General features: G+C 67.2%; 19 protein-coding genes. 8 read left to right on the top strand and 11 right to left on the bottom strand.

Translation table 11 applies throughout. The annotated features are described in order from the left end of the window. Positions 1 to 59 precede the first annotated feature (59 nt). The 3 genes from phnY to AC1RLU_RS06985 are packed head-to-tail and all read right to left on the bottom strand — an operon-like array spanning position 60 to position 3,923. Complete coding sequence (gene phnY, locus AC1RLU_RS06975) at positions 60 to 1,511, bottom strand: phosphonoacetaldehyde dehydrogenase (RefSeq protein WP_492794654.1); 1,452 nt, start codon at positions 1,509 to 1,511, stop codon at positions 60 to 62. Position 1,512: 1 nt separating this feature from the next. Then, positions 1,513 to 2,760: a phosphonoacetate hydrolase gene (gene phnA, locus AC1RLU_RS06980; protein ID WP_492795233.1), complete on the bottom strand. Its 1,248-nt coding sequence runs from the start codon at positions 2,758 to 2,760 to the stop codon at positions 1,513 to 1,515. A 17-nt stretch (positions 2,761 to 2,777) separates the two neighbouring features. Continuing rightward, positions 2,778 to 3,923, bottom strand: coding sequence for a 2-aminoethylphosphonate--pyruvate transaminase (locus AC1RLU_RS06985; protein ID WP_492794655.1), 1,146 nt, complete (start codon positions 3,921 to 3,923; stop codon positions 2,778 to 2,780). Positions 3,924 to 4,030: 107 nt separating this feature from the next. Here AC1RLU_RS06985 and AC1RLU_RS06990 point away from each other — a divergent pair, with 107 nt between their 5' ends. Further along, the gene (locus tag AC1RLU_RS06990; RefSeq protein ID WP_061963444.1) at positions 4,031 to 4,909 is read left to right on the top strand and encodes a LysR substrate-binding domain-containing protein; all 879 of its coding nucleotides are present in this window, start codon (positions 4,031 to 4,033) and stop codon (positions 4,907 to 4,909) included. A 64-nt stretch (positions 4,910 to 4,973) separates the two neighbouring features. On the opposite strand, the gene AC1RLU_RS06995 is transcribed toward AC1RLU_RS06990, so the two are convergent. Genes AC1RLU_RS06995 through AC1RLU_RS07010 form a run of 4 tightly spaced genes read right to left on the bottom strand, consistent with a single transcriptional unit; the run spans position 4,974 to position 10,145 of the window. After that, entirely contained in the window at positions 4,974 to 5,621 is a 648-nt protein-coding gene (locus AC1RLU_RS06995; protein WP_492794656.1) for a sarcosine oxidase subunit gamma, read from the bottom strand. Continuing rightward, the gene (locus AC1RLU_RS07000; protein WP_492794658.1) at positions 5,614 to 8,598 is read right to left on the bottom strand and encodes a sarcosine oxidase subunit alpha family protein; all 2,985 of its coding nucleotides are present in this window, start codon (positions 8,596 to 8,598) and stop codon (positions 5,614 to 5,616) included. The genes AC1RLU_RS06995 and AC1RLU_RS07000 overlap by 8 nt, the downstream gene beginning before the upstream one ends. Further along, positions 8,595 to 8,870 carry a sarcosine oxidase subunit delta gene (locus AC1RLU_RS07005; RefSeq protein ID WP_492794660.1) on the bottom strand — a complete coding sequence of 92 codons (276 nt, stop codon included), beginning with the start codon at positions 8,868 to 8,870 and terminating at the stop codon, positions 8,595 to 8,597. The genes AC1RLU_RS07000 and AC1RLU_RS07005 overlap by 4 nt, the downstream gene beginning before the upstream one ends. A gap of 24 nt (positions 8,871 to 8,894) precedes the next feature. After that, positions 8,895 to 10,145 (bottom strand): sarcosine oxidase subunit beta family protein, encoded by a 1,251-nt coding sequence (locus tag AC1RLU_RS07010; protein WP_492794661.1) that lies wholly within the window; start codon positions 10,143 to 10,145, stop codon positions 8,895 to 8,897. A 70-nt stretch (positions 10,146 to 10,215) separates the two neighbouring features. Here AC1RLU_RS07010 and AC1RLU_RS07015 point away from each other — a divergent pair, with 70 nt between their 5' ends. The 7 genes from AC1RLU_RS07015 (at position 10,216) to AC1RLU_RS07045 (ending at position 17,466) form a co-directional block, all read left to right on the top strand. Then, positions 10,216 to 11,202, top strand: a complete 987-nt coding sequence (locus tag AC1RLU_RS07015; protein WP_244492673.1) for a GlxA family transcriptional regulator — start codon at positions 10,216 to 10,218, stop codon at positions 11,200 to 11,202. 89 nt (positions 11,203 to 11,291) lie between these two features. Continuing rightward, positions 11,292 to 12,110, top strand: a complete 819-nt coding sequence (locus AC1RLU_RS07020; RefSeq protein WP_113585835.1) for a transporter substrate-binding domain-containing protein — start codon at positions 11,292 to 11,294, stop codon at positions 12,108 to 12,110. A 146-nt stretch (positions 12,111 to 12,256) separates the two neighbouring features. Beyond that, a complete protein-coding gene (locus AC1RLU_RS07025; RefSeq protein WP_061963457.1) occupies positions 12,257 to 12,997 on the top strand; it encodes an amino acid ABC transporter permease in 741 nt (246 codons plus the stop codon). Further along, a complete protein-coding gene (locus tag AC1RLU_RS07030) occupies positions 12,994 to 13,845 on the top strand; it encodes an amino acid ABC transporter permease (protein WP_492794664.1) in 852 nt (283 codons plus the stop codon). The genes AC1RLU_RS07025 and AC1RLU_RS07030 overlap by 4 nt, the downstream gene beginning before the upstream one ends. Then, a complete protein-coding gene (locus AC1RLU_RS07035) occupies positions 13,842 to 14,600 on the top strand; it encodes an amino acid ABC transporter ATP-binding protein (RefSeq protein ID WP_492794666.1) in 759 nt (252 codons plus the stop codon). The genes AC1RLU_RS07030 and AC1RLU_RS07035 overlap by 4 nt, the downstream gene beginning before the upstream one ends. A gap of 80 nt (positions 14,601 to 14,680) precedes the next feature. Further along, the gene (locus AC1RLU_RS07040; protein ID WP_492794667.1) at positions 14,681 to 16,291 is read left to right on the top strand and encodes an FAD-dependent oxidoreductase; all 1,611 of its coding nucleotides are present in this window, start codon (positions 14,681 to 14,683) and stop codon (positions 16,289 to 16,291) included. 8 nt (positions 16,292 to 16,299) lie between these two features. Then, positions 16,300 to 17,466, top strand: coding sequence for an NAD(P)/FAD-dependent oxidoreductase (locus AC1RLU_RS07045; protein WP_492794669.1), 1,167 nt, complete (start codon positions 16,300 to 16,302; stop codon positions 17,464 to 17,466). 21 nt (positions 17,467 to 17,487) lie between these two features. Here the strand turns inward: AC1RLU_RS07045 and AC1RLU_RS07050 are convergent, their stop codons facing one another. The 4 genes from AC1RLU_RS07050 to AC1RLU_RS07065 are packed head-to-tail and all read right to left on the bottom strand — an operon-like array spanning position 17,488 to position 21,932. Then, positions 17,488 to 18,651: a serine hydrolase domain-containing protein gene (locus tag AC1RLU_RS07050; protein ID WP_492794671.1), complete on the bottom strand. Its 1,164-nt coding sequence runs from the start codon at positions 18,649 to 18,651 to the stop codon at positions 17,488 to 17,490. Beyond that, a complete protein-coding gene (locus AC1RLU_RS07055; RefSeq protein WP_492794672.1) occupies positions 18,648 to 20,228 on the bottom strand; it encodes an ABC transporter substrate-binding protein in 1,581 nt (526 codons plus the stop codon). Before AC1RLU_RS07055 ends, AC1RLU_RS07050 begins: the two co-directional genes overlap by 4 nt. A gap of 29 nt (positions 20,229 to 20,257) precedes the next feature. Next, positions 20,258 to 20,593, bottom strand: a complete 336-nt coding sequence (locus AC1RLU_RS07060) for an AtuA-related protein (protein WP_492794674.1) — start codon at positions 20,591 to 20,593, stop codon at positions 20,258 to 20,260. A gap of 4 nt (positions 20,594 to 20,597) precedes the next feature. Beyond that, positions 20,598 to 21,932 (bottom strand): acyclic terpene utilization AtuA family protein, encoded by a 1,335-nt coding sequence (locus AC1RLU_RS07065; RefSeq protein WP_492794676.1) that lies wholly within the window; start codon positions 21,930 to 21,932, stop codon positions 20,598 to 20,600. Positions 21,933 to 21,994 lie beyond the last annotated feature (62 nt).

Raw genomic sequence — 21,994 nt, forward strand, 5'->3', positions numbered from 1 at the left:
CTTCCCCTGACAGACGAAAACGCAGGCGGATCGCTCCGCCTGCGTTGGCTTTTCTTGTTTCACGCAGTCCAGGGCATCGACCACGTCTTGACGTTTGTGAAGGATTTCATGGCCTCGACGACGCCCTCCTTGTAACCGAGGCCGGAATCCTTGATGCCGCCGAAGGGGGACATCTCGATCCGGTAGCCCGGCACCTCCCAGAGATTGACCGTGCCGACCTCGAGGTCGGCCACAAAGCGCTGGATGTAATCGTAGCGGTTCGTGCAGACGCCGGAAGAGAGACCATAGGCGGTGGAGTTCGAGATCCGGATCACCTCGGCGATGTCGTCGGGCACGCGGATGATCGGGATGACCGGGCCGAAGGTCTCCTCATGCACCAGCTCGCAGGTGTAGGGGATCCTGTCGACCACGGTCGGGTGGAACAGCGCCCCTTCCGCCCGCTTGCCGTAGAGCACCTCAGCGCCCTTGGTGACGGCATCGTCGACGCGCGCCTGGAAGAGCGCGGCCGAGCGAGCGTTGATGACGCAGCCGACATCGGTGGCGGGGTCCATCGGATCACCGCATTTCAGCTTCTTCGCCTTCTCGACGACGAGCTTGGAGAAGGCGTCGGCGACGCTCTCGACCACCAGGATGCGCTTCACCGCCGTGCAGCGCTGGCCGGAGTTCTTGGTCGCGCCGGTGACGGCGAGCTCGGCCGCCTTGTCGAGATCGGCATCCTCCATGACGATCAGCGGGTCGTTGCCGCCGAGCTCCAGCACGATGCGCTTGTAGCCGGCGGTATTGGCGATGTGCTTGCCGACACGGACCGAGCCGGTGAAGGTCACCAGATCCGCATCGGGATCGGTGATCATCGCATCGCCCATGGTCGAGGGATTGCCGGTGACGACGGAGAGCATCTCCGGCGGCAGCCCGGCCTCGTAGAGCACGTCGGCCAGCGCCAGCGCGGTCAATGGCGTCAGTTCCGTCGGCTTCAGCACGAGGCGATTATTGGTCGCGATCGCCGGGGCCAGCTTGTGGCTGACCATGTTGAGCGGGTGGTTGAACGGGGTGATCGCCGAGATCACGCCGAGCAGCGGCTGGCGCGTGGTGAAGATCTTGCGCGCCTTGCCGTTCGGCGAGATGTCGCAGGAGAACATCTCGCCATCGTCCTTGATGGTGAGCTGCGCCGCGAAGGACCAGACGTCATAGGCGCGGCTGGCCTCGTAGAGCGAGTCCTTCCAGCACAGCCCGGCTTCCGCCGTGATCAGCCTGGCGAAGAGCTCCTTGCGGTCGCGCAGCAGCTCGGCGGTCTTCTGCAGGATCTGCTGGCGCTCGTAGCGCGAGAGCATCGGCTTGAACGCCTTCGCCTTGGCGAAGGCCTCGCGGACATGCTCGGGCCGGGCGGCCGGGATCAGGCCGACGACGCTGTCATCATAGGGGTTCCTGACCTCGACCATGTCGTCGGTCGTGACCAGCTTGCCGGCGATGCGCATCGCCTCGCGCCGCACCGGCGGCTTCACCGTCGCGTTCATCTCAGTTCACCAGGTTCAGGGCGACGTCGAAGACGTCGAAATTGCGAAGCGTGCGACCCTGCGGCACCGTGATCGGCCGGTTGGCGATCATCGGCACGCGCTGCTCGGTGATGCCGCCATGCGAGCGCAAAGGCTCGGTCAGGCCCGAGAGATCGTGCTTGTCCGGGGACGTGCCGAGGACCTTCTGGCGCGTCGAGACGACCACGACATCGCCGATCCGGTCGGCCGGCAGTTCGAAGCGCTCGCAGGCTTCCGCCGAGGTCACCGCCAGCGCGATGCCCTCGATCCCGGAGATCCGGGCCGCGACCTCCTCCTGGCTGGCGCCATCAGGCAGATAGACCGTGGCGAAGGAGCCGAGCGCGCCGTGATGGACAACGTAAGGGTCGGTGATCGGCAGGATCACGCGCATCGTGCCCTTGCCGTACCACTCATCCATCAGGCTCTGGAGGTAGACGACATCCGGCTCGCCATTGGCGAGGTGCTTGTCGTTCATGCCGTGATCGGCGGTGATGACCAGCGTGCAGCCGAGCGCGTCGAGCTTGCCGACGTAACCGTCGAACATGGCGTAGAACGAGTCCGCCATCTCCGACCCGGGTGCCGCCTTGTGCTGCACATAATCGGTGGTCGAGAGATACATCAGGTCCGGCCTGAAGCTCTCCAGCAGCTTGACGCCGGCGGCGAAGACGAACTCGGAGAGATCGGCCGAGTAGACCGAGGGCACCGGCATGCCGACGAAGTCGAGCACGTTCTCGATGCCGTTCTCGGCCTTGTTGGCCTTGTCGGCCTTCTCGGAGGAGAAGGCGATCGCGCTGCCCGAGGCGAAGTCCAGGCCCTTGCCGAGCAGGGTGCGCAGCTTGTCCTTGGCGGTGACCATCGCGACCTTGAAGCCGGCCTTCTGGAACTCGGCCAGGATGGTCGGCGCCCGCAGGAAGCGAGCGTCGTTCATCATCACCTCTTCCTTGGCCTCGCGGTCATAGAAGAAGTTGCCGGCGATGCCGTGCCAGACCGGCGGGCGGCCGGTAATGATCGAGAGGTTGTTCGGGTTGGTGAAGCTCGGGATCACCGAATAGGCATGGGTGCTGGCGCCGGTCTTCATGATCCGGTCGAGGTTCGGCGTCAGGCCCCTGGCGCTGGCCGCCTCGATATAGGCCGGCTCCGAACCGTCCATGCAGATCACCACTGTCGGGCGCCGCGGCCGCGCATAGTCGCGACCGTTCGCAACAACATCCGAGCCGATCTTCGTGTGCATTGTCATCTCGGGGCTCCTTACGCGGCCGACTTCAGGCCGACGCCCATTTCATCAAGGACATCCGACACCGTGGCGACGAAGGCGCGCATGTCCTGTGCGCCCAGCGCGCCGATGCAGCCGATGCGGAAGCTGTCGGCGACCGTCAGCTTGCCGGGATAGATGACGTAGCCAGCGTCCTTCAGCGCGTCGTAGAAGCGCTGGAAGACGAAGTTCTTGTCCTCCGGCATGTGGAAGGTGACGATGATCGGCGCCTGTCGGGCCGCCGGCAGCAGCGTGCGGAAGCCGAGCCCTTCCATGCCCTCGATCAGGATGCGGGCGTTCTCGGCATAGCGCTCGCCGCGGCCTGCGACACCGCCCTCGGCCCAGAACTCCTGCAAGGCCGCGTGGAAGGCGACGATGACATGGATCGGCGGGGTGAAGCGGTACTGGCCGGTGCGCTCGAAGCCGGCGTTCTGGTCATGGAGATCGAGCACGAGCGTCGTGGCATTGCCCTTGGTCTCGGCCAGCGCGCTCTTGCGGGCGATGACGAAGCCGAGGCCGGGAACGCCCTGGATGCACTTGTTCGAGGAGGCGGCGACGGCGTCGAAATAGACCTCGCGGCTGTCGAGCGGCAGGGCGCCGAAGGCGCTCATCGAATCGACCAGCAGCCGGCGGCCATGGCGCTTGGCGAGCGCGGCGAGCGCCTCGACCGGGTTGCGGATGCCGCTCGTCGTCTCGCAATGGACCGTGAAGATATGGGTGATGGCGGTGTCCGCCACCAGCATGCGGTCGACCTCGGCGAGATCGGGCGGGGTGTCCTCGGCGGTCTCGTGCACGGCGACGGCGCGGCCGGCGATCTCGACGATGCGCTTGGCGCGCTGGCCATAGGCGCCATTGATCAGGATCAGGATCTTGCCGTCGCGCGGCACGAAGGTGGTCAGCATCGCCTCGACCGCGAAGGTGCCGGAGCCCTGCATCGGCACGGTGACGAAATCCTCGCCGCCATGGATGATCTTCGGAAGCTCCTCCAGGACCGCCTTGTTGATGCCGACGAAGGTCGCGTCGCGCGAGCCCCAATCATGCACCATCGCCTCCTTGATGGCCTTGCTCGTGGTCAGCGGACCAGGGGTCAGGAGGAGCGGATCACCGGTTTCGGAGGAGGCAGGGCGGCGGGCCTGGGCCATGATGGTCTCGCGATGTCGTTGCGGCGGATGATCGCGAAGCTAGGAGGGCCGTTGACATAGGTCCAATACATCGTTTCCATATCTCCTATAGATAGAGTCTATAGAATATGGCCATCAGCTATTCCGGCCTTGCGGCCTTCCATGCCGTCGCCGAGGCGCAGAGCTTCACCGGCGCGGCGAAGACCCGCCATGTCAGCCAACCCACCCTCTCCGCCCAGGTGCGCGGGCTGGAGGATGCCTATGGCGTCAGACTGTTCGACCGCGCCGGGCGGCAGGTGAAATTGACTCCGCTGGGGCAGAGCCTGTTCGTGGTCACGGCGCGGCTGTTCGCAGCCGAGGATGAGGCGGAATCGCTGCTCGCCGGCAGCCGCACATTACAGCGCGGCCATCTGCGGATCGCGGCCGACAGCGCCACCCATGTGATGCCGGCGCTGGCGCGGATGCGCGAACGCTATCCGGGCCTGACCTTCTCCCTCAGCATCGGCAACTCCTCCGAAGTCGTTGACCGGATCATGGATTTCGCCGCCGACGTCGCGATCACCGCGCGCGCCAATTCCGACCCGCGCATTCACAGCGTCAGGCTGCGCTCGGACGATCTGGTCGCCTTCGTCTCCGACCAGCACGAGCTGGCGCGGCACGACCAGATCCCGATCGAGGCTTTCGCCGGCCAGGATATCGTGCTGCGCGAGCGCGGCTCGATCACGCGGGAGGTCTTCGAGAGCCGGCTTTCGCTCGCCGGCATCAAGCCTGCGAACCTGCTGGAGGTGCAATCGCGCGAGGCCGTGCGCGAGGCCGTCGCCTTCGGCTTCGGGATCGGGGTGGTGTTCGCGGCGGAGTTCAAGCCGGAGGCCGGCCTGAAGCGGATCATCATCACCGGGGCCGATTTCGATGTCGGCGAATACATTGTCTGCCGGGCCGAGCGCCAGCGCCTGCCGCTGGTGCGCAGCTTCTTCGAGACGGTTCAGGACGTGATCGGTTCGCGCTGAGAAAGCCTGCGCACGCGCTTGTCCGGAAGCCCGTCGGCGGAGAGCCCTTTGCGGGTTTCAGCCCCTATCGCGGCCTTGCGGCCGGAGCTGCCGTTACCGCGCAACCAAACTCGGCCGCCGATGCGGTGAACCAGGCCCAGAAGCTTCCCGCCATGCTGCGCGGGACCAGGATCTCGAACACGGCACCATCCGGCCCGTCGGCGAGCCGCCAGATCTGCACGCCGACATGGGCGATGCTGGTCAAGGCGACATCGCCCACCGCGAAGGCCGCAGGGTGGAGATCGAGCATCACGCCCTTCGCCAGCACATCGCGGACACACGGCCCCGAGAGCCTGACGGCGGCGCGCGCATCGCTCTGGTCGCTGACGGCGGCATGGGGGGCGAGTTCGGCAAGGAGCCCGGCAAAGCCGTCGCGCGAGGCGGCGCGCAGCAGCCATTGGTCCGGACCAGCCCAGATCGCATCATGAGCTTGGCCCGAGGCGACCCTCGGCGCCTGCGGCAGCGGGATGCCGAGCCGTGCCGCGACGATCCGCGACAGGGCCGGCGCCGCGCCCGGCGCGGCGAGCAGGGTCGCCAGCCCGAAGCCGTCGAGCAGCGCCACGAGGACGCCGGCCCCTCCCGTTGCACCGAAGGAGCCGGGCTGCGCGATGCCGGCCCAGGCACCGCGCGGCGCCCAGGAAACCGCTGTCGACACGGTCGCGATCTCAGCCATGGAGGCGGGCTCCTTCCGGATCGACGAAGACGGGCGAACAGATCTCGACGACGATGTCGCCGTTGCGGACGGGGTCGTAGGCGCGCACGCGCTCGCCGATGCGGGCTGCGCCTCCCTTGATCAGGCCGAGCCCCATCCAGTGGTTCAGATGCGGGGAATAGGCGACGGAGGTCATGTAACCCTCGTCGTTCTCCATGATGTCCGCCTTGCCGATGCCGATGAAATGGGCGCCGGCGCGCAGGCGCTGCGTCGGATCGACCGGCCTGAAGCCGACGAAGGACGGCCTGTCCTTTTCGACGAGAGCCGGGCGGCCCGCCATCAGCCGGCCGAGATAGTCCTTTTTCGCCGACATCATCTTGCCGAGGCCGAGATCGCGCGCCGTGGTCTGGCCGTTGAGTTCGTTGCCGGCGACATGGCCCTTCTCGATGCGCATCACGCCGAGCGCCTCGGTGCCGTAGGGCGTGATGCCGAAGCGCTCGCCCGCCCGCATCAGGGCCCGCATCATCGCGTCACCATGGTCGGCGGCAACGGCGAGCTCATAGGCCAGTTCTCCCGAGAAGGAGATCCGGAAGAGCCGGGCCGGGATGCCGCCACCGACGGTGACCGCGCGCGCCGCCAGATAGGGAAAGGCCTCGTTCGAAATGTCATGCGCGGGATCGACCACGCCACGCAGGGTCTCGCGCGCCTTCGGCCCGGCGACAGCGACCTGCGCCCATTGCTCGGAGACCGAGACCATGCGGATGTCGAGCTCCGGCCAGAGCACCTGATGGCAGAATTCCAGATGCTGCATCACCTTGCCGGCATTGGCCGTCGTGGTCGTCATCAGGAAATGGCTGTCGCCGAGGCGGGAGGTCGTGCCGTCATCCATGACGAAGCCGTCCTCGCGCAGCATCAGGCCGTAGCGCGCCTTGCCGACCGGCAGCGCCTTCCAGCCGTTGATGTAGACGCGCTCCAGGAATTCGGCGGCGTCCGCACCCTGGATGTCGATCTTGCCGAGGGTGGAGACATCGCAGAGGCCGACACCGGCCCGCACGGCCTGGACTTCGCGGTTGACGGTGGTCAGCCAGTCGTTCTCGCCGGGCTTCGGGTAGTATTGCGCCCGCAGCCACTGGCCGGCCTCGACGAAGACGGCGCCCTGCTCCTTCGACCAGTTATGGGTCGGCGCCAACCGTACCGGCCGGAATTCCTTGCCACGGTGATGGCCGGCAAGGGCGCCGATCGCCACCGGCGTATAGGGCGGCCGGAAGGTCGTGGTTCCCGTCTGCGGGATCGTCTTACCCGTCTGCTCGGCCATGATGGCGAGGCCGGAGAGGTTCGAGGTCTTGCCCTGATCGGTCGCCATGCCGAGGGTGGTATAGCGCTTGAGATGCTCGACCGGCCGGAAGCCCTCGCGCGCCGCGAGCTCGACATCCTTGTCGGTGACGTCGTTCTGGTAGTCGACGAAGGCCTTGCCTTTCGCGCCCTTCACCCGCCAGACCGGCTGCAGAGCCGTCGCCTCGGGATCGGTCATCGGCACCGGCCCTGCAGCGGCCGGCTTCAGCCCTGCCTCGGCGGCGGCTTCGCGGCCAAGCCGGGCACCATCCTCCAGCGCCTGCGCCAGGGTGAAATGCCCGGCCGCGCTGCCGGCGACCGCGAGCCCCGCCGGCAGGGTTCCCGGCACGAAGCATTGCAGAGCCTCGTCCCAAACCGCCTTGCCGTTCTGATGCGAAGTCAGGTGCAGCGTCGGGTTCCAGCCGTTCGAGACGGCGAGCAGGTCGCAAGCGAGCGCCGTCGTCGCGCCGGAGGCATCGCGAATGGTGACGCCGTAGAGCTGACGGCCGCCCCGCGTGCCTTCGATCACGCCGCCGGCAAACAGCCGCGCGCCCAGCTTGTCGGCGAGCGCCTTTCGTGCCGGATCGGCTTCACCGCGCGCATCGACGATCGCTGCGACCTTGCCGCCGGCAGCTGCGATGTCACGCGCCGTCGTCCAGCCATCGTCGCCGGCCGTGAACAGTACCGTCTCGCGCCCCGGCAGAACGCCATAGCGATTGACGTAAGTACGCGCCGCGCCGGCCAGCATGACGCCCGGCACATCGTTTCCGGGGAAGACGATCGGCCGCTCCAAGGCGCCCGCTGCGAGGATCGCCCGCCTGGCATGGATGCGCCAGCCGCGCTGACGCGGCTGATGGGGCGCCGGCTCGGGCAGATGATCACCGACGCGCTCGACGGCGCCATAGATGCCGTGATCGTAGAGGCCGAAGACGGTGGTGCGCGGCATGATCCGCACCTCCGGCAGGCTTTCGAGCTCGGCCAGTGTCGCGGCCAGCCATTCGGCGGCCGGCTTGCCATCGATCTCGCGCTTCTCCACCAACAGGCTCCCGCCGAGGCGGAAATCTTCGTCGCAGAGGATGACGCGGGCGCCGCTGCGCCCCGCCGCCAGCGCGGCCGCGAGGCCCGCAGGGCCGCCGCCGATCACGAGCAGGTCACAGAAGGCGAAGGCCTTCTCGTAATGGTCCGGGTCTTCGGCGCCAGCAGCGCGGCCGAGGCCGGCGGCACGGCGGATCAGCGGCTCGTAGAGCTTCTCCCAGAAGGCCGCCGGCCACATGAAGGTCTTGTAGTAGAAGCCCGCGACGAGCGCCGGCGAGACCAACCCGTTGAGCGAGAGCAGATCGAAGGCCAGCGAAGGCCAGCGGTTCTGACTGGCGGCATCGAGCCCGTCGAACAGCTCGGTGACGGTAGCGCGGGTGTTCGGTTCGCGGCGCGCGCCGGAGCGCAGCTCCACCAGCGCGTTCGGCTCCTCCGGTCCGGCCGAGAGCACGCCGCGCGGGCGATGGTATTTGAAGGAGCGCCCAACAAGGCGCACGCCGTTGGCGAGCAAGGCCGAAGCGAGCGTATCGCCGGCAAAGCCCCGATAGGGCTTGCCGTCGAAGCTGAAATTCAACGCCCGATCGCGGTCGACCAGGCCGCCAGAGACGAGCCGGAAGGACTGCCCGCTCATGCCGCCGCTCCGGTCTTGCTCGACTTCGCGGCCTCGACCGCAGCGATCGCATGGGTGCGGGTATCGCGGGTCACGACCAGCCAGGCGTGGCAGCCGGCGCCGTGATACCAGAGCTCGCGATGCGTGCCGGCAGGGTTTTCGCGCTGGTAGACATAATCGGTCATCGCGGCTTCGGTCGCCGCCATGCCGTCGGGCCGCTTGAGATCGGCCGCGCCGAGATAGGTGAATTCCTGGGCGTCGCGCGCGCCGCAATGGGGACAGGTGATGCGCATGGCAAGGTCCTCGGCAGCGCGCGGTCAGTGCAGGTTCGGCTGGGCGCCGGCGCCCTTTTCGTCGATCAGTCGCCCGGTGGCGAAGCGATCGAGCCGATAGGCGGCTGCAACAGGGTGCGGTTTCCCCGTCGCGATCAGATGGGCGAAGCAGAAGCCCGAGGCCGGCGTCGCCTTGAAGCCGCCATAGCACCAGCCGGAATTGAGGTAGAGCCCATCCACCGGCGTCGTGTCGATGATCGGCGAGCCGTCCATCGACATGTCCATGACGCCGCCCCAGTGGCGCAGCATGCGAACCCGGCCGAGGCCCGGCCACAGCGCCATGGCCGATTCCATCACGTCCTCGATCACCGGCAGGTTGCCGCGCTGGGCGTAGGAATTGTAGCCGTCGATATCGCCGCCGAAGACCAGCCCGCCCTTGTCGGACTGGCTGATGTAGAAATGCCCGGCGCCGAAGGTGACGACGGTGTCGATCAGGGGCTTCAATCCCTCCGACACGAAGGCCTGAAGTACGTGAGTCTCGATCGGCAGGCGCAGGCCGGCCATCGCCGCCACCCGCCCCGAGTTGCCGGCGACCGCCATGGCGATTTTCTTCGCCCGGATCGGCCCGCGCGAGGTTTCGACGCCGACCGCCCGTCCACCGACCATGGTGATGCCGGTGACCTCGCAGTTCTGGAGCATGTCGACGCCGCGACTGTCGGCGGCGCGCGCATAGCCCCAGGCCACCGCATCGTGCCGGGCCGAGCCGCCGCGGCGCTGCAATAGCCCGCCCTGCACAGGGAAACGGGCATTGTCGTAATCGAGATAGGGCAGCATCGCCCTCACCTGCTCCTGGCCGAGCAGTTCTGAATCGACGCCAGCAAGCCGCATCGCGTTGCCGCGGCGGGCGAAGGCGTCCCGCTGGGCGTCCGAGTGATAGAGATTGATCACGCCGCGCTGGCTGACCATGGCGTTGTAGTTCAGGTCCTGCTCCAGCCCTTCCCAGAGCTTCATCGACAATTCGTAGAACGGCGTGTTGCCGGGCAGGAGATAGTTCGAGCGGATGATCGTGGTGTTGCGGCCCACATTGCCGGAGCCGAGATAGCCCTTCTCCAGCACCGCGACATTGGTGATGTCGTGCCGGCTGGCGAGGTAATGCGCCGTGGCGAGCCCATGTCCGCCGCCGCCGATGATGATGACGTCGTATTCAGCTTTGGGCTCAGGGTCGCGCCAGGCCGGCGTCCAACCCTTGTGGCCCCGGAAAGCCTGGGCGAGCAGCGAGAAGGCGGAATAGCGCATCGGATGATCCGGTCGATCTTGTCATCGAGAGATTGACCGACATAAGTTCGACGACATGCTTGATAGCGACATGCGATTGTCTGGAAGCGACGACGGCACACCGACCCATGTCGGCTTCCTGCTGATCCCGGATTTCGCGCTGCTGCCCTATGCCTCGTCGATCGAGCCGCTGCGGGCCGCCAACCGGTTGTCGGGGCGCCCGCTCTATCGCTGGAGCCATATCTCGATCGACGGAGCGCCCGCCCCCGCATCGAACGGCGTCGCCATCGCGGCGGATGCTCCCGTCGGGGCCGAGCTCCGGCTCGATTACCTGTTCGTCTGCGCCGGGGGAAACCCCGCGCTCTTCCACCACCAGCCGACCTTTTCCTGGCTGCGGCAGCTGGCAAGGCGGGGCGTCCGGATCGGCGGCGTCTCGGGCGGCCCTTATCTGCTGGCGCGGGCCAACCTGTTGAGCGGCTACCGGTTCACGATCCATTGGGAGCATGCGGCCGCTTTCCTGGAAGAGTACCCTCGCCTCGACCTGCGCCGCTCGCTCTACGAGATCGATCGCGACCGGCTGACATGCAGCGGCGGTACGGCCCCGCTCGACATGCTGCACGCCGTGATCGCCCGCGAGCATGGCAGCGACCTCGCGCTCGCCGTCAGCGAGTGGTTCCTGCAGACCCAGGTCCGGGAGGGCGCAGGGCCCCAGCGCATGCCGCTGCGCGAACGGCTGGGCATCGCGCATGCGCCTCTGCTGCGGGTCATCGCCCGCATGGAACAGACGCTGGAGGACCCGGAGCCGCGCGAAGCCCTCGCCCGCCTGGCCAATGTCTCGCTGCGCCAGCTCGAACGCCTGTTCCGCCAGCATCTCGGCCGGTCGCTGGGCGAGCACTACCTGGCCCTGCGCCTCGACCGGGCGCGCGACCTGCTGCGGCAGACCAGCCTGTCGATCCTGGAAATCGCCCTCGCCTGCGGCTTCGCCAGCGCCAGCCATTTCTCCCGCAGCTATAGCGGGCGCTTCGGCCATCCTCCCCGATCGGAGCGGCTGCCCCACCACCCCATCGCTCGGCGCTAAACGTCAAGAATGCGTCGCATGGGGTCAATTCTGCGTACCGATCCACCTGAAGTCTAAGGCTTCAAATAAAACACAGGGGATCGCGACCGATGAACAAGCTCACCGCTCTCGCGCTGGCGGTCGCCGCCACGCTCGCCGCCGCACCTGCCATGGCGCAGGACACCCTCGCCAAGATCAAGGAGAAGGGCGTCCTCACCGTCGGCGTGAAGAACGACTACAAGCCCTGGGGCTTCCTCGATCCGTCAGGCAAGATCGTCGGCCTCGAGATCGATCTCGCGCAGGAGGTTGCCGCCAAGCTCGGCGTCAAGCTGGAGATGGTGCCGGTCATCGCCGCCAATCGCATCGAGTTCCTGCGCCAGGGCCGCATCGACATGATCGCCGCAACGCTCGGCGACACGGCCGAGCGACGCAAGCAGATCGGCATGATCGAGCCGAACTACTATGCCGGCGCCACCAACGTGCTCGCGCCCAAGAGCGCCGGCCTCAAGAAATGGGAAGACCTGAAGGGCCGCAAGGTCTGCGCCGTGCAGGGGGCCTATTACAACCGCCGCGTCTCGCAGGTCTACTCGCCGGAGCTGGTCGTGTTCCCGTCGGTGCCGGACGGGCTGAACGCGCTGCTCGGCAACAACTGCGTCGCCTTCCTCTTCGACGACACGCTGATCGTCTCGACGCTCTCGGGCGGCGACCCGAAATGGGCAAATTACGAGATGCCGCTCGTCTCGGAAGACCCGCAGCTCTGGGCCATCGCCGTGCGTCTCGACGATCTCGACGGCGCTTTCGGCAAGCTGCTCAAGGAGATGTCGGTCGAGTGGCACAAGAGCGGCAAGCTGCTGGCGCTCGAGACCAAATGGGGCATCAAGCAGAGCCCCTACCTGATCGAGACCAACAAGAAGCTGAAGGGCTCGTAAAACCGCCCGCCGATCCTGCTGCCTCCCTCGTCATTCCGGGCGAGCGAAGCGAGACCCGGAATCCATCGTAGAGCACCGACGCCGATCGATGAATTCCGGCTCCGCGCGGCTTGGCCGGAATGACCCGGAGCCAAACGGAAGAGCTCATGATCGCAGCCTTCTTCGAGCGCCTGAACGATACGCAGGGGCTCAACTTCTCGATCTTCTACGATGCTTTCGATCGCTCCCGCTTCCTCACGGGATTGTGGACCACGACCTATATCTGCGTCGTCTCGATCCTGGCCTCGCTGGCGATCGGGCTCATCGGCGTCTGGGTTGCGGGCAGCGGCTCGCGGCTCGGCCGCCTCGTGGTGCGGATCTATGTCCAGTTCTTCCGCAACACGCCGCCGCTGGTGCAGCTCTCCTTCTTCTATTTCGCTGTCGGCAGCATGCTGCCGACCGTCTCGGACGGCTTCGGCGGGCAGTCCCCGCTGGTCAGCGGCACGGGCTGGGCGATCATCGCCTTCTCGCTCTTCGCCGGGGCGTTCAATGTCGAGATCTTCCGCGCCGGGATCGAGGCCGTGCCCGAGACGATGGTCGAGGCGGCGGAATCGCTCGGCTACACCCGATTCCAGCTCTGGCGCCAGATCGTGCTGCCGCTGGCCTTCCGCATCTGCCTGCCGGCACTCAACAACAACCTCGTCAATCTCGTGAAGACCACCACCCTCGCCTATGCGATCGGCGTGCCCGAATTGCTCTACGCGGCATCGCAGATCTGGTCGGAGATGTTCAACGTCCGCGAGATGATGAACGTGCTGCTCGTCGTCTATGTGCTGCTCGTCGCGGTGCTGGTCTGGGTGATGCATCGCTGGGAGAAGGCCATGCGCATTCCGGGCTACATGCCATGAAGGCGGGCGCCACCGATCTCCCGGTCCTGAAACCGTTCCGCGCCGCGCCGATCGCGCCCAGCGGCCTTGCCGCACCGGCCCTGCTGAGCGCCGGCCTCGTCGCGGGCACGGCAATCGTCTTCGCCGCCTCGCTAGCCGTGGCGCAGGCGACCGGGCCGGCGGCGCGCGACGGCGCCGTGACCATCCTGTGGCGCTGGGCGCCGCTGATCTTCCAGGGCTTCCTGTTCAACCTGCTGATCAGCTTCCTCTCGATGGCGCTGGGCACGGCGGTCGGCGTGCTGTTCGGCATCGGCCAGGTCTCGCCATCCGCGGCGCTGCGCAAGCCGGCCTGGGCCGCAACGCAGTTCTTCCGCAACGCGCCCTGGCTCGTCCTGCTGTTCTACGCGATGTTCCTGCTGCCCTTCGAGATCAGGCTCGGCCCGGTCACCATCGCCTTCCCGGCCTGGATCAAGGCGATCATCGGGCTGGCGCTCCCGGTCGCGGCCAACGTCTCCGAGATCGTGCGCGGCGGCATCCGCTCGATTCCGTCCGGCCAGTGGGAATCGGCCGAGGCGCTCGCCTTCACCCGCCGGCAGACGATGTGGATGATCATCCTGCCGCAGGCCTTCAAGCGGATGATCCCGCCCTGGATGAACCTCTATGCCATCCTGACCATGGCGACGACGCTGATCTCCGTCGTCGGCATCCAGGACGGGCTGACGGTGACGCGCGCCGCGCTCGTCGCCGAGAGCCGGCCGGAGCTGATGCTGCCGATGTACCTGCTGCTGCTCCTGATGTTCTTCGCTTATTGCTACCCGATCGCACGCCTCACCATGGCGCTCGAACGCCGCTTCAACGTGAAGGGATGACCATGGTCGCCAGACACCAACTCGGCGAGCCGGTCGTCGTCATCGAAGGGGTCGAGAAGGCCTTCGGCGCCTTCCCGGTCCTCAGGGATGTCAGCCTCACCATCCGCCGCGGCGAGACCGTCTGCGTCATCGGCCCCTCCGGCTCGGGCAAGTCGACGCTGCTGCGCTGCATCAACGCGCTGGTGCCGATCAACAAGGGCTCGATCACTGTCGCCGGCCGGCAGGTCAACGATCCCGCGCTCGACAAGCTGGCGCTGCGCCGCGACGTCGGCATCGTCTTCCAGCAGTACAATCTGTTCCCGCACAAGAACGCGCTGCAGAACGTGATGATGGCGCCGATCCATGTGCTGAAGCAGGACCGGGCCGAGGTCGAGGAGCGGGCCAGGCGCCTGCTCGCCAAGGTCGGGCTCTCGCACAAGCACGACGCCTATCCGGGCGAGCTCTCGGGCGGGCAGCAGCAGCGCGTCGCGATTGCGCGCTCGCTGGCGATGAACCCCAAGGTGATGCTGTTCGACGAGGTCACCGCCGCGCTCGACCCCGAGACCAAGAAGGAGGTGCTGGTCACCATCCGCGACCTCGCCTCGGAGGGCATGACCTGCATCCTCGTCACCCACGAGATGGGCTTCGCCCGCGAGGTCGCCGACCACGTCTATTTCACCGATGGCGGCGTCATCGTCGAGCATGCGCCGCCGGCAGATTTCTTCGGCGCGCCGCGCGAGCCGCGCACGCGCGCCTTCCTCGAACAGGTGCTCTGACACGCCACGCCGCACCAACCGGGCCGAACCTCAGCCGGTATCGACCCGAGACTGAACAGCGTCATTCGCAAGGGTGATCCATGAACGTCCCGGCCTCAGACCCCAAATCCGTCACCGGCAAGCCCCTGCCGATCGACGAGAAGGTCGACGTGCTCGTCGTCGGCGGCGGACCGGCCGGGCTCGAAGCCGCGATCGGGGCCGCGGCGCGCGGGCTCAGTGTCCTGCTGGTCGACGAGAACCCGGTTCCGTTCACGACGATGGGCGACGATGTGCCCCTGCATTTCGGGCAGGGCATGGCGGCGAATGCCCGCAACCGCAACGCCATGATGGAGGCCTTCATCGCCTCCGAACCGCGGATCGAGGAGGCTTTCGAAGCGGGGGTCGACGTCCGCCTCGGGACGGCCTGCTGGGGGCTCTATGCGAACGGGCCGACGCTCGGCTGGATGCCCGGCCTCGTCGCAGGCCTTGCCGACGCGGAGCGCAGCGTTCTGGTGCAGGCCCGGCACGTCATCCTTGCCTGCGGCCGGCGCGACATGGGCCTCGGCTTTCCCGGCTGGGAGAAGCCGGGGGTGCTGGGCGCCACCGCCGCCCTCAATCTCGCGGCGCGCTACGGCGCCTTCGGCCCGCGCAAGGTGATCGTTCTCGGCTCGAACACGGAAGCGCTGGCCACCGCGATCGCCTTGCGCGAGGCGGGCGTCACGATCGCAGCGATCGTCGAGCAGGCGCCGGAACCTGTGGGCGACGAAGACCTGCTGGCCAGCCTGCGCCAAGGCGGCACGGACATCCTGACCGGCCATGTCGTGCGCGAGGCGACGGGCCGCGACGCGGTCGAGGCGGCGATGGTCGCAAGACTGGACGAAACGGGCCGGCCGGCGGGCAACGAGCGCGCCATCGCCTGCGAGGGCATCGTGCTCGCGGTCGGCACCACGCCGGTCGTGGACCTGCTCGATGCGGCCGGCGGCAAGCTGTCGTTCCAGGCCGGACGTGGCGGCTATGCCCCGGTTCTGGATGCGGATCAGCGCACCAGCCTCCCCCATGTCCATGCGGTCGGCGATTGCGCCGGGATCTGGCCGGCCAAGACCCGCGACCGCACGATCGCCGAGGCAGAGGCCGCGCGCGCCGTGGTGGCGCTGGGTCAGGTTGCGACGGGAACCAAGTCCGAAAACCCGCCGGCACCGGCCTACGACATCGGCGACTACCGCCTGGCCTGGGTTCGGGCGAGCGTGATCGAGGCGCGGGCCGAATTCCATGTCTGCCAATGCGAGGAGGTGACGGCCCGCGAGATCCTCGAGGTTCGCCCGCCGCGCTATCTCGACTGGCGGGACGAGCGCCGCAACGATCGCTCGCTGTCGGCGCTGCTCGGCGAGGGCCCGCCCAATCCAGACCAGGTCAAGCGGCTGACGCGGGCCGGCATGGGCCCCTGCCAGGGGCGCCGCTGCCGCGAGCAGGTCGCAGGCCTGCTGGCGCTGGGTGCCGCACAACCGCTTTCCGCGATCCCGCTCGCCGGCTATCGCGCCCCGGTCAGGCCGATGCCGCTGGCGATGACGGCGCCTATGCCGGAGGCGCCCGGTCAAGCGGAGCATTGGGACACCTGGTTCGGCATGCACGCGCAATGGGTGCCGTTCTGGGAGGTGCCGGAGCGCTACACCGTCGCGAGCAACGACGCGACCGGCCCGGTCGCGAGCGAGTGAGAGCCGCCATGAGCGAGATCAAGGGAGCTTCGGTCGTCATCGTCGGTGGCGGCGTCACCGGCCTCTCCGCCGGCTGGTGGCTGGCGCGGGACGGCGTCGACGTGCTGGTGCTGGAGAAGGGGCTGATCGGCTGGGAGGCCTCCGGCCGCAATGGCGGCGGCTGCTCGCACCACCATTCGCCTCTTTTCGTCGAGGAACAGCGGCTCTGGCCGATCATGGACGAATTGCTCGGGTATCCCACCGAGTTCAGGGGCGAGCGCATCCGCCTCGCCGCCAGCGAACACCAGATGGCGCTCTATGGGCGCGCGCTGCGCAATGCCGAGCGGCAGGGCTTCCAGTCGGCGGTACTCGACGTCAAGCAGGCCAAGGAGATGGTGCCGCTGGCGGGTGACACCGTCGTCGGCGGCTATCACTACAAGTTCGGCGGCCACGCCAATCCACACCGCACGCTACAGGGCTACGCCTGGGCGATGCAGGACCATGGCGGGCGCGTTCTCCAGCACACCACCGTCACCGGGTTCCGCAGCGAGGGCGGGCGCATCACCGCGGTCGAGACCGATCGCGGCCTGATCGGCTGCGACAGCCTCGTGCTCGCGGCCGGCCCGCAGACCGGACGGCTCTCGGCAATGCTCGGACAGGAAGTGCCGGTGCAGTCAGCCCGCTGCGAGATGATCGTGACGGAGCCCCTCCCCCTGATGCCGCTCGGCGGCGTTGACGGTTGCGGCCTCTATGGCCGCCAGACGCTGCGCGGCAACCTCGCCTATGGCGGCGGACCGCATGAATGGCTGGCTCTGGCCCAGGAAGGCACGCCGGCGAAACCAACCACCCCGCTGATGCTGCACATGGGCAAGCGCCTGGCCGAGCTTCTGCCCAAGGCCGCCCATGCCCGCATCATCCGCTCCTGGGCCGGCGTGATCGAGAATACGCCGGATGGCCGCCCGGTGATCGACCGGCTCGATGCGCAAACGAATGTCGTGGTCGCCACGCTGTCGAGCGTCGGCTTCGGCCTGTCGCCGGCGAGCGGTCATGCGATCCGCGATCTCGTGCTCGACGGGGCCTGCAGCTTCGCCGATATCTCTTCCTTCAAGCTGTCGCGCTTCGCCGAACTGGAGCCTAACTGGCGCGAGCTGCAGGGCTGGCAGGCATCAGCCGCGACGGCCATGCTGAGTGCGTGAAACGCCGCTCGACGGCCGTTGTCAGCCGCCCTCCCGGAGACGGTCGAGCACGGCGTCCTTGAAGGCGAACCGTTCAGACCTGATATCGATGTCGTAGCTGGCCGCGAACGGGGGCTGGGGCTGGCACGACAGCGTCACGATGACGACGTTGGCCTTGCGGTTCACATAAAGCGTCTGCCCGGCGAAACCCACGGCGACCATGGCGCCGTCGGGGTCGATCCACCAGCTATAGCCGTAGCCATCGGCACCATAGCTGTTCGTCGACGGATCGAGGGTGAACACGCGCGAACCGGCGTCGTCGAGCCAATTCGGTGGCAGGACGGTCTCGCCGCCGATCACGCCGCCCTGCAGCAGAAAAAGCCCGAACCGGCCGAAGTCCCGCAGCGCCATGCCGGCGCGGCTGCCGCCGATCTCCTGGCCGCCCTCGGACTCAAGCGTGTAGAAGGCATCGAATTCCATGCCGAACCGCGACCAGATCTTGCTGGACATGTAGTCGGCCAGCGTCCGGCCCGTGGCTGCCGAGAGCAACGCACCGAGAACATAGGTATCGCCGGTGTTGTAGAGAAATTGCGTGCCCGGCTTGTGCAGGCCGCGCACGCTTCGCATCAGGGCCAGGACGCCTCCCGGGACCTTGTCGCCTAGCGACTTGCTGTAGCGGTTCACATGGGAATTGCGGTCGGTGTAATCCTCGTTCCAGTCGACGCCCGACGACATGGTGATGAGATTGCGGACGCTGACCGCATCATAGGCGCTGCCGCGCAGCGCCGGCAGATAGAGCGAGACCGCATCGTCGAGGCTCGCGATGGCCCCATCCTGAAGTGCGGCGCCGACCAGCGTCGACGTCAGCGACTTGATCATCGACATGGATGACCATCGCAGATGCTCCTCCAGGCCCAGCGCATAGCGCTCGAGCCGGATGGTATCGCCCTGCAAGACGAGAAGCCCGGCGACATTGGCCCGATAGATATAATCGTCGATGCCCCAGCGCTCGCCGCCCGTTTCGTACTCGACCGCGATTTCGGCAGCCCGCTTGAGCGGAAAGGCCTGCTGGCCTCGCCGAATAGGCCGGGTGGCGAACATGCTGTCGACATTGCGGTAGGCATAGGCCTGCCATGTCGGCGAGAGCAGGAGGAAATCCTCGCCTTGGGGGACGTAACGACGCGGCTCCGCCTTGTCCGCGCTCATGTCCGGCGCACTCCATAGAACAGCGGCAGGCCCTTCTGCACGCCCGTCAGATTGCTGCGATAGGCGGTCTGCTGGTAGTAAAGGCCGGTCGGTGCGTATGGCACCGCCTCGAAGGCGACCTGCTGGATCTCGGCGCAGATCGCGGCCTGGGCCTTTTCGTCCGCGGCCCTGAACCAGTCCATGCGGAGTTCTTCGAGCCGCGGGATGTCGGACCAGCCGAAGATGGCGGAGGTGCCGCTCCCACGCAGGAAGTTGTTGCTCGACGGGTTGAGCAAGCCGACGCCGGCGGTGAACGTCCCGACAATGTGCCATCCACCCTTGTCGGGGGCCTCCCGGTTGTTTGCGCGGGCGAGCACCGTGCCCCAGTCCATCACCTGCATGTCGATGTTGAAGCCGGCCCGCTTGAGCGCGTCGGTCACCACCTCGCCCTGGGCCTTGAGCGTGGCGATATCGCCCGGCACGAGGTAGACGAGAGGCTCTCCCTTGTAGCCGGCTTCCTTCAGCGTGCGCTGCACGAAGTCCCGATCCGGCGGCTCCTTCTGCGCGTCGAGACCGATCGTGCTGGCCATCGGTGTGCCGGGTAGGAAATACCCGACCTTGTCGCGCCAGTATTTGGGGTCCTCGCCGATGACCGCGGTCATCACGTCCTTCTGGCTGATGGCTGCCAATGCGGCCCGCCGGACGCGCACATCGCTCGTCGGCCCCTGCAGGAAGTTGAAGCGGATCACCCCGGCTGAGCCGAACGTGTCGATCAGGTCGAGCTTGACGTTGTCCTTGGAGGCGAGCAGGTCCCAGTAATCGGAGGCGGGCTGCTCCCACCAATCGATTTCCCCGGTCTGAAGCGCCGAGGCGGCGGTCGCGACATCGGGCATGACCACCCACTCGACCCTGTCGAAATAAGCGATCTTGGGGCCGGCCAAGGCGCTGGTCTGGCCACCCTGGCGCGGCACGTAACCCGCGAATTTTTCATAGGCGAGGCGACTGCCCGGCACCCTCTCCCCGGGAACGAAGCGATAGGGACCGCTGCCGACCATCTCCGTCACCTGGACGGTCGCTTCCGTCAGCGCGAGCCGCTCCGGCATGATGACCGCGTTGTTGGTCCCGAACTTGCCGAGAGCGTCCGGCAGCATCGGGAAAGGCGCCTTGAGCCGAAAACGGACCGCCCGATCCGAAACGGCCGAAAGCTCGTCCGTGAGCGCCGCCAGGACCTGGCCGACATTGTCGCGCTTCCACCACCGTTTCAGGCTTGCGACCACGTCGCGGGCGAGAACCGGCGAGCCGTCATGAAAGCGCAGCCCCTCCCGCAAGGTCAGCGTCCACTGCAACCCGTCCTGCTCGACGAGATGGCCCTCGACCATCTGCGGCTGGGCCCGGTTATGCTCGTCGGCTCCATACAGCGTGTCGAAGATCAGCATCGCGTGGTTTCGCGTGACGTAGGACACGCTCATGATCGGATCGAGAATCGCGACATCCGATTGCGGGGCGAATTTGAGGACGGAGGCGCCCTGGGCTCGCACGATGGACGGCATGCTCAGGGCGGATGCCATGCCGGCGAGAAATCCGCGTCTTGTGGCCATTGTCGTTCCCCTCCTGGATGTGTTTGTCGTCATGTCAGCGGGTGCCGCCCGGCGCGCGCCGGTTCCGGCAGGTCGAGATCGAGCAGTGCCGAGCTGAGGCCCTTGCCGTGGGCGTCGAGCGCCAGCGAGCGTGTCACGCCGCCGCCGAGGGCGCCCTTCATGACGAAATTCAGGGCGCCGAGCGCAGGCAGTTCGTAACGCGAGACAGGGCCGCTCGCGACGCCGGCGAAGAGCGCCGCCACGCGCGCTGCCGTGACGTGTTCGGCGATGAAGGGGTAATCGCCTTCATCGAAGGCAATGACGGATAGGGTCGCGACGTTGCCCTTGTCGCCGGTCCGGGAATGCGCGATCTGGCGAAGCTTCATGGCGTCAGGCCTCGAAGAAGCTGAGCTGGGTCGAGACGATGCTCTGGGGCACCAGGGCCGAAGCGATCGCGATGACCGGCCTGACCGATTTCCAGCCCCCGCCGCCGCCGGCCGGGCCGTTGGTGTAGAGCGTCTCGACCTCGTCCCCGATCGCCCTGGCGCTATCTGCGGCATCGGTGCGCGCGGCAACGCGGATGCGGACCTCGTAGGGATCGCCGCCGCGCGACAGCTCAGCGCCGTGCAAGGCGTCGACGCCGATCAGGTCGAACCGGGCTTCCGTCATGGGGGCGCCGCAGAGCGCCAGGCGTTCGCGCACGATCTCGAGCGCCAGGCGGCCACGCTCGACCGCACCAGTGCCCGCATAGGACATCTGCCCCTCACCGACGAACCCGTCGCGATAGCCGATGGAGACCTTGAGCAGGCCGGTGCTGGGCTCTCCGCGCCCGCCTTCGACAGCCACGCGATCGGCTCCTGCCGAATGGACACGCACGCGCGAGAAATCGGCGACGACGTCAGGCTGAAGATAGCGGGCAGGATCTTCGATCTCGTAGAGCAACTGTTCCTTGACCGTGGCGGTCGTCACGGCTCCGCCGGCCGTGTCCAGCTTGGTGACGATCAGGTCGCCGTTTTCGCTGACTTCCCCGATCGGAAAGCCCAGCCGCGCGAGACCGGGAACATCCTTCACGCCCGGATCGGCGAAGTAGCCGCCGGTGATCTGTCCGGCACATTCCAGCAGATGGCCGACCAGCACGCCCTTGCCGAGCTTCTCCCAGTCGTCCGGCTTCCAGCCGAAGGCATGGATGAGAGGCCCCAGGAACAGGGCGGGATCTGCCGCGCGACCGGTAACGACGACATCCGCCCCACGCCCAAGCGCATCGGCGATCGGGCGGGCGCCGATATAGGCGTTGGCCGAGATCACGCGATCACCGAGATCGGCCAGCCTGCCGCCTTCAAGGAGCGCGATGTCGCTGCCGCGAATCTGTTCGAGAACGTCGTCGCCCGTCACGGCCGCAACCTTGAGGCCGGTCAGCCCCTGGCGGCGCGCGACGTCGCGGACGAGTTCGGCAGCCGCCAGCGGATTGGCGGCCCCCATATTGGTGACGATCCGGGTGCCGGCGTCGCGGCATGGCTGAAGCACGGCGAGCATGCGCCGTTCGAGCAGGGGATCGTATCCTTTGGACGGATCCGCGAGCCGCGCCTGCTGGGCCAGCGCGATCGTCCTCTCGGCAAGGCATTCGAAGACGAGATAGTCGAGGCGCCCGTTGCGGGCGAGCTCGATGGCGGGCTCGATCCGATCCCCCGCGAAACCTGCCCCAGCGCCAAGTCTGATCGATCTCATGCCGCACAGGCTGAGGGCTCAGTTACGATTAAACAATTGAAATAATTCAATCTCTACAATAG

It is taken from the genome of Allobosea sp. GW822-FHT05A11 (assembly GCF_058800455.1).